The sequence below is a fragment of the uncultured Campylobacter sp. genome, assembly GCF_937949835.1.
In the GTDB taxonomy this organism is placed as follows: domain Bacteria; phylum Campylobacterota; class Campylobacteria; order Campylobacterales; family Campylobacteraceae; genus Campylobacter_B.
This window is the reverse complement of sequence record NZ_CALEDC010000174.1, coordinates 1-7,690: the sequence shown is the minus strand read 5'-3', so window position 1 is coordinate 7,690 and position 7,690 is coordinate 1. Positions and strand designations below refer to the sequence as shown.

Here is a 7,690-nt window from a genome sequence, read left to right as displayed (position 1 = left end):
AGCTGCGGTGCGCTCTTTAAAAGGTTGTAATTGTTACCGCGTCGCGCAAAATTCCACGCAAAATTCTACTTATATCGAGCGCTATAAAGCTTTGAAGGGCACTTGGCGAAGCATCTGACTGTCTAATTTGGCGCGCGTTACAAAGCTTTGAGAAAGCTCGTTTGCAGCGTAAGAGCCACGCCGCTAAATGTGCGAGATGAGTGTGTTGCGCGAGTAAAAATAGTTCGCTTTTTAATTTTGGAAAAAATCGCTGCGTAGCAAGGGGATTAAATTTACCGCTTTTAAATTTTAAAATTTAAAAAGATCGGCGCGCGCGGCTTTGAACGTGCGGTTAAATTTAGACTTCATAGCGGCTTAAATTCTAAGTGCGGTTAAATTTGCGTCTTTAATTCTGCTTGTAGCTGTATCATGTCATAAAATAGGGCAGAGAACAGATCGCATTTGCGTGCGTGCGGCGCGGATTGAATTAAAATTTCGGTTTTGAAATTTAGCCTGAATTTATGCTCGCACTTAAGAAGTGGTTTTTCGCGCTGATACTGAAAGTCTAGAAGATATTTTAAACGCTCAAGCCTATAAAGTATTTTGCAGGCTGGCCCGCAAGAAAGTATTTTGAAATCAGCGCCAAAAGTGTGTTTTAAAGCTAGCAAGGAGCGGCGCTGCTTTGCTGGTTTTATCACGCCGCTTCGAGGCTAAATTTCATAGCCGCATAAAGCTGTCGTCGTAGCCGCCTTCTAGCTTGCGGCGCATATCCTCACGCCATTTTGGAGTAAGCGTCGTAAGCCGGTTAAATTTTGCTAACAGCCCTTCATCGAGGCGATCGCCGTAAAATAGACGATTGAGCTCCATCACGCTCATCATAGTGGGGTCGCGTTCTACGACGTAGATCTCGTCGCCCGCGCGGCACGAGCCAGCCTCTAGCACGCGGTAGTACCAGCCGGTAAGTCCGCTGCGCGCGATCTCCGCCGTCATCTCCGCGTTGCCCCAGCGCATTGAAAGCTTGTAGCAGGGCTTGCGCGGCTGGCTTACTTGCAGCACCAGCGAGCCTATGCGGTGCACATCGCCGATGCATACGTTTTGCTCGTGTAGTCCGCTGATCGTGAGGTTTTCGCCCATTGCGCCGTAGGCTAGATTTTTAAGTCCCAAAAATCTCTCCCACGCGGCGTAATTTTGCAGCGAGTTGGCAAAAATCGCCTTTTCCGTGCCTCCGTGATGCAGCGTGTCGGCTACCGCGTCGCCCTCGAATCCAAGCTCATTCGCGCGCACTTCACCCGCTCTAGCTTGCTTGAATATCGCCGTCTCCCAGCGCTTTTTTAGAGGCTGCGTAGCGCGCTCGTCGCCGTAAGCGCGCGGTTGCCCGGTCAGTAATGCTTTTAAAACGGGCATTTTTTACTCCTTAAAATTTGCATCCGTTCTCCTTAGATCATAAAATTTAGGCAAGAATTTTAGCTCGAAAAGAATTTTAAAATTCTAAATTTTACAGCAATTTTGCGCTAAATTCCAAGCGCGGGCTTGAAATTTAGCGCGCGGCGTTATTTGTAGTCGTTTGCGTTGTAGCTTTTGCCGTCGTTAAAGTCGCTCAAAAGCCGCACGACGACGGGGCTAAGCAGGATGATCGCGATTAAGTTGGGGATCACCATCAGTCCGTTAAACATATCGGCTAGCCCCCAGACGAGGTCGATCTTTTGCACGCTTCCTATGAATACGAATGCGACGACTAAAATTTGTAAGAGCTTGACGAATTTCGCGCCCAGGAGGTATCGCACGTTGATCTCGGCGAAGTAATACCAGCCCAAAATCGTGGTAAATGCGAAGAAAAACAGGCAGATCGCCACGAAGCCGTAGCCACCGCTGCGACCCAAAATTTGCGATCCGAAGGCTTCCTGTACCAGCGAGATGCCCGAAAATACCGCCTTGCCGTTTTCGAAGGTGACTACGTCGGTGCTGAGTACGACGAAAACGGTGATGTTAAGCACGATGAATGTATCGACGAAAACGCCCATTATGCCGAGCACGGCTTGATCTACGGGGTGTTTGACGTTCGCTGCGGCGTGTGCGTGCGGCGTCGAGCCCATGCCCGCTTCGTTTGAAAAGAGCCCGCGCGCGATGCCGTATCTCATCGCAGTAGCGATCGTAGCGCCCGTAGCGCCGCCCCAGGCAGCGGATGGATCAAATGCGGCTTTGAATATCAGCGCGATGACGGATGGAATTTTATCGAAATTTGAGCCGATGATGACGAGGCCAACGAGCACGTAGCAGATCGCCATTAGTGGCACGACCTTTTCTGCTACGCGTGCGATCGCTTTGACACCGCCGAAAAAGATGACGCAGCAGATGAGCGCCAATGCTGCGCCGCTCACCCACTTCGGGATTCCAAATGCACTGCTAAAGCCGTCGGAGATGGAGTTTGCTTGCACCATATTGCCCATGAAACCCAAAGCAAAGATGATGGCTAGCGCAAAAAATGCCGCTAAAGGCTTGGCAAAGGGGCTTTTGAGTCCGCGGCTGATGTAAAACGCGGGCCCTCCGATCATATGTCCGCTGTCGTCCTTGGTGCGGTAAATTTGAGCCAGGCAGATCTCTGCGAAATTCGTCGCCATGCCCAAAAACGCCGCGCACCACATCCAAAATATCGCGCCCGGTCCGCCCATAACTAACGCGGTGCTGGCGCCTACCAGGTTGCCCGTGCCGACCTGTGCCGCGATCGCCGTGGCGACGGCTTGGAACGAGCTCATGCCGCTTTTGCCCGCAGCCTCGCCGTGCAGGGAGAAGTTGCCAAAAAGCTTGCGCGCGCCCATTCTAAATTTAAAAATTTGCACCAGATGCAAGCGCGCCGTAAAATACGCGCCGGTGCCGCAAAGTAGGGCGATCAAAAAGTATGGACCCCACAAAAAGGAGTTGATTACGTCAATTGTGGCGGTGAGTTTGTCGAGAAAATTTTGCATGATCTTTTCCGTGAATTTAAGATGCGAAAATATATTTTAAAAACTCTTAAATTCCTATAAATCGAGGTAAATTTAAGCGAAATTTTAAAGCGTTTTTATAATTTTACTCAAGCATTAAGCAAAGCGGTATGTGCCGTTTGCTCTGCATGCCAGCTTGCTTGGCAAGAAGCTTATAATTAGCGCCTTAGCTACCTAAATTTGCAAAGCAATCAACTGAAATTTTAAGCCTATTCATCACCGCCTTCGATTTTGAAAACGAACATCTTGCACGCGTTGCAAAAGGCGGGGATTAGGCTAAATAGGCGCGCTTTGAGGCTCCAGTGCTCGCGGTACATTTTCATCATCGCGGCCTCCTTAATGAAGCGGATGCGGGCGGGCTCCCAGCTCTGCACCTCCGCGCCGCCGTTGATGCCCATTTTAAAGGGCACGTTTTGCATGTGCCGCATCGCGTCGTGGCGCTTGGAGTCGAATTTCCTAACCGAAAACTCGCTCATAAAGTCGCTCAGCACGTAGCCGCTAAATTTTTGCGCGAGCGCGATAAAAAATTTTTTAAATTCCTCTTTCTCAAAATACATACTCACGCCCTCTAAAATAAATATGTAGCCCGCGCTGCCGTGCTTTGCGACCAGCTCGTCCATCCACGAAAGATCTAGCATCGAGTAGGGCAGGCTGAAATTATTCTCCGCCTTGGGTAGCAGCGCGTCGCGTGCGGCGATGACATCGGGTAGGTCGAGGTCGTAAAATAGGGCGTTTGGTAGGGCTTTTTGCAATCTAAGCGGGCGAGTGTCGAGCCCCGCGCCGAGCTGCACGATGACGGGGCGGTCGAACTCCGCCGCGAGCCGCAGCGTCTCGTCGTCGAAAAATTTCGCGCGGATAACGGTGCCTGTCTTGCTAAGGCGCGCGTCGTTAAATTTCGCAAAATCATAATCGATCTGTTCGACCACGGCGCTCGAAAAGGGATCATTTAGGATCGGATCCGCGTCTTTGAAATCCAAGTGGCGCATATAGACATTGATTAGCAGCGTCTCGGAGACGTTATTTTTAAAATTTAACTTTTGCATGAGGTTTCCTTTCTTGCGGTATTGCCGCGAGCAAAATGCCGCTTATTTTTAATATGCATTATTATATCCTTGCTAAATAAAATTTCAATAAAATGATATGAATTTTTATTTAGAGACAGAATTTTAAATTTGCGCCGTGGATTTCGGCTATAATTTCGCCGCGTAAAGCTCAATTAATTTTTGAAATTTTACGCGATGCAAAGCGCGGGTAAAATTTAGAATTTTAAAAACTATAAAATTTATTAGCTTCGGCGGCCTAGATGCCCAGCCATAGCGCGGATGGTAAATTTAATCCGCGCAGCTTTATCTTTGTCTAAATATTTCATTGTATAATTCTTAGCTTTTGGAGGTTATATGGAAAAATCGCGGCTGGGACTACTGCAAACCGAGGCTATCGCCACGCTTAGCGACGAGGAGCTTGCAATGTTCGAGCACCAAGTCATCAAAAAAGGCTATGTTTTTTATAGCGAGGCGCCTAAAGTTTTTATTTTTAAAAGCGGGCAGGCGAAGCTTTCGTTTTTTGAAGACGGCGAAGAATTCATCATCAACTACCTAAACAAGGACAATATCACCATTCTTAATGAAATTTGCGCGCTTGAGTTTTTAGAGGACAGCGAGATTTACACGATCGATGCGAGCGGACTAGGGGAGATCTTGGCAAATCGCAGCTTTTGCGAGGCATATATAAAAATTTTAACAGAGATAATTCTGCTGCAGCGCAAAATCACACGCTCTATACTTTTTGAAAATGCAAAAGGGCGCATCGCGAGCTTTTTGATCGAGCTTGCAAACGAGCAGAATTTTCATCAAAATGGCTACAAATACGTCTTTTTGCCCTTTTCGCTAAAGGTGCTTTCATCCTTCGTAGGGCTCAAGCGTCAAAGCGCGAGTACCGCGTTTAACGAGCTTGTAAAAGATAACGTAATTCAAAAAATCAGTCAGCACGAGTTTTTGATCCTGGACTACGACAGATTGCTTAGTTACTGTGTTTAGGCTCGGGCTAGAGTTTTTAAAGCATTTGTGCAGCTTACGGCTTAAGCGTGAAATTTTGTCTAAAGTTACGGCGCAGGATTTTACCTAGATTTACAGCGTAAAATTTTTATCAAGAGCTTGGTTTTAGAATTTCATCCCGAATTTCGTTTAGGATTTTGTCTAAAATTATATTTTGAATTTGCTTAAAATTTTAACGTGTAATTCGCTTTTGGATTTTATCCGCTATCCTAAAACGCAAAGCTTTGGAATTTTAAATTTAGTGGCAGGCTATGGAATTTAAAATTTTAAATCAAGCTGGAATTTTATGGGTTGCAATGGAATTTAAAATTTTGGATCGAACGAAATTTTACGCATCGGAATTTTTAAAATTTAAGAAACTAAAAATGCGCGGCAAAGTGCCGCGCCATATTTTGTTTATATCGTGCTGAAGCGCGATAGATTAGTCTTTCTTTTTCATATCGTATTTATTTACCATAAATCCGACCAAGCCTACGAAAAATAGACCGCCGCAGATGTTACCTAGCGTAACTGGGATCATATTTTTAACGATGAAATTTCCCCAGTTTATTGAATCTATTTGAGCCGCCGTTACGCCGTGAAGCGAGCTTGCAAGAGCGTTTACATCGCCACCCGCAGCTGCAAGGTAGTGACCTTTAGCGATGATGCCTTCAGTTAGGATAAACATATTTGCCACGCAGTGTTCCATAGAGCAAGCTACGAATGCGCCGATCATCCACATAATTGCAAAGAATTTACCCGATAGATTACTCTCGCTGGTCGCAGTCCAGATAGACATACATACAAACACGTTACAAAAAATTCCGCGGATGAATAGCTCATGAAAAGGCGCGTTTATTTTGCCTGCTGCTGCAGGAATGAAGTGCTGCAAGATGTAGCCATCATATTTAAGCGGAAGTCCTGAGTAATAATACATATATGCGATTAACGCGCCACCTACGAAGTTAAAGCACCAAACGATAGCCCAATAGCCGATAGTTTTACCTAGCGGTAATTTGCCATCGGCAGCAGGTACGCCCGTTAAAACCGAGCTGGTAAATAGATGCCCACCGTAAAAAACCACCATCATCAGACCGCAGCTAAAGGTAATACCGCCGATGAAATTTGATAAGCCAATAGATTGCTTTTCAGCCATTCCGACGGTCGAGTGAGCCCAGAAAATATCGCCCATAGCGATTGCAGCGCCCGCCATTATAGCTAGAAAAATTATGCTAATTAGCGGGGTATGCGCCTTGTGTTGCATCGAACTAGACACCGCTTGCGCGGTTTCTGCAGGATTTAACATTTACTCCTCCTCATTTAAATTTGAATCAATTTCTAAGATACGCTCATAAGCTTTTTTCGCGCTTTTTTTTGCGCTCTCGCTTAACCTTTCTTTAAAATCAAGGACATTATCGAGCAGCACGCTTATGCCCAAAAACAATGTCTTTGGGCAAATTTTGCGCAAATAGCTTAGAAGCACCGGCGTAGGTAGGTTATGCGTCGAGTAGATATAGTCGCGATCGTTGCTGAGGTCGAAAAATTCTATCTTATCCTCATCAAAGCCGCTCATCGCATCTACTACGATCAGAATTTCAGGGGCGAATTCCCTAAGTGCTGCAAATTCGTTTTCGGGCACATCCTGCCCATAAAAAACGCGCCAGTCTTTTAGATTCGCCTCGACTATTCGCCCTGTTTCATTGCCCACGTCGTCGTCGCCGCGAAGGGGATTGCCGATACAAAGCAACGCCTTTCGCATCAAAAATCCTTCCTTAGCACGAAGTATCCTTCGCGCATATTTTTTAGCAGATCTTTAAGCTCACATTCGCAAAGCTGAGGGATTAGCTTGGCTGCGTGCTCGGCAAAAATTTCAATCTCGAAATACTTGCTTAGGTTACCGATCTTAAATTTAACGTAGTCGCCCGAGTTTTCGACGATGCGTTTAAATTCTTCATCGTCTATCTCAAGTACCTTTTCGCTAAAATCTATCGTACCTACGCCGTGACCGACGCAGGTGGAAAAAACCTTGATATCCTTTAGTTCTTTGGGTAAATTTTCGTTTTCGTCCATATGCCGCTTTGTAAGCTTAAAAACCTCAATCATCGTTTGCTCCAGACCTCTTTTTGCGGATCGATCTTAAATTCTTCCGTAGCGCGGGCGTATTTTAGATATACGTCATTGTGCAATAGTGCCATGCACTCCGCGTATCTAGGATCCTCTTCGGTATGGATAGCGTTAAGTAGAGCCTCGCGAGAAGCTTTTGGATCGTGAACGTCAGATGAGGTTTTGATCGCATCCATATATTTTGCAAATAAAACTCTTCCGAAAATATAGCTCATCAGCCTCTTAGCTTCAGCTTGCAGATCGCGCTCGAATAAAATATCGCCGATAACTGAACTCTTAACCGGTGGCGGAAGAGTGTTATCTTGCTCGTAGCTCTTCTTTTGAAGCTTTTGATCGATGATGCCAAGCGCCATACCAAGACCATAGATGATGCTAGCAGGATGCGGAGGGCAGCCGGGGATATAAACATCTACCGGCACAATCTTATCGATGCCACTCCATACGCTATATGCGTCATGAAAAATTCCACCAGTGCTTCCGCAGGCTCCCAGAGCCACTACGATCTTTGGATCAGGTGCAGCCTCATAAGCGCGGAGCAGCGGATAATACATCTGTCGAGTAACCGGACCGGTG

The 7,690-nt window shown here is 46.4% G+C and carries 8 protein-coding genes; 1 reads left to right on the top strand and 7 read right to left on the bottom strand.

Translation table 11 applies throughout. From position 1 onward, the window contains the following. Positions 1-696: 696 nt before the first annotated feature. The 3 genes from Q0256_RS03815 to Q0256_RS03805 all read right to left on the bottom strand — a co-directional run bounded on the left by Q0256_RS03815 (position 697) and on the right by Q0256_RS03805 (position 4,003). A complete protein-coding gene (locus Q0256_RS03815; RefSeq protein WP_297960183.1) occupies positions 697-1,383 on the bottom strand; it encodes an MOSC domain-containing protein in 687 nt (228 codons plus the stop codon). A gap of 146 nt (positions 1,384-1,529) precedes the next feature. Continuing rightward, positions 1,530-2,942, bottom strand: a complete 1,413-nt coding sequence (locus tag Q0256_RS03810; RefSeq protein WP_297960181.1) for a sodium:alanine symporter family protein — start codon at positions 2,940-2,942, stop codon at positions 1,530-1,532. Positions 2,943-3,169: 227 nt separating this feature from the next. Continuing rightward, positions 3,170-4,003 (bottom strand): class I SAM-dependent methyltransferase, encoded by an 834-nt coding sequence (locus tag Q0256_RS03805; protein ID WP_297960179.1) that lies wholly within the window; start codon positions 4,001-4,003, stop codon positions 3,170-3,172. A gap of 354 nt (positions 4,004-4,357) precedes the next feature. On the opposite strand from Q0256_RS03805, the gene Q0256_RS03800 reads away from it, so the two are divergent. After that, positions 4,358-4,996 (top strand): Crp/Fnr family transcriptional regulator, encoded by a 639-nt coding sequence (locus Q0256_RS03800; RefSeq protein ID WP_005871915.1) that lies wholly within the window; start codon positions 4,358-4,360, stop codon positions 4,994-4,996. A 439-nt stretch (positions 4,997-5,435) separates the two neighbouring features. Here Q0256_RS03800 and Q0256_RS03795 read toward each other — a convergent pair whose 3' ends face one another. From Q0256_RS03795 to Q0256_RS03780, 4 genes are all read right to left on the bottom strand, one after another. Then, positions 5,436-6,299 (bottom strand): formate/nitrite transporter family protein, encoded by an 864-nt coding sequence (locus Q0256_RS03795; protein ID WP_005871911.1) that lies wholly within the window; start codon positions 6,297-6,299, stop codon positions 5,436-5,438. Next, positions 6,300-6,752, bottom strand: coding sequence for a hydrogenase 3 maturation endopeptidase HyCI (locus Q0256_RS03790; protein ID WP_297960177.1), 453 nt, complete (start codon positions 6,750-6,752; stop codon positions 6,300-6,302). Beyond that, positions 6,752-7,096: a formate hydrogenlyase maturation HycH family protein gene (locus tag Q0256_RS03785; protein WP_291936431.1), complete on the bottom strand. Its 345-nt coding sequence runs from the start codon at positions 7,094-7,096 to the stop codon at positions 6,752-6,754. Before Q0256_RS03785 ends, Q0256_RS03790 begins: the two co-directional genes overlap by 1 nt. Then, positions 7,093-7,690 (bottom strand): hydrogenase (locus Q0256_RS03780; RefSeq protein ID WP_297960175.1); only part of this gene is annotated, 598 nt, incomplete at its 5' end. The genes Q0256_RS03780 and Q0256_RS03785, both read right to left, overlap by 4 nt.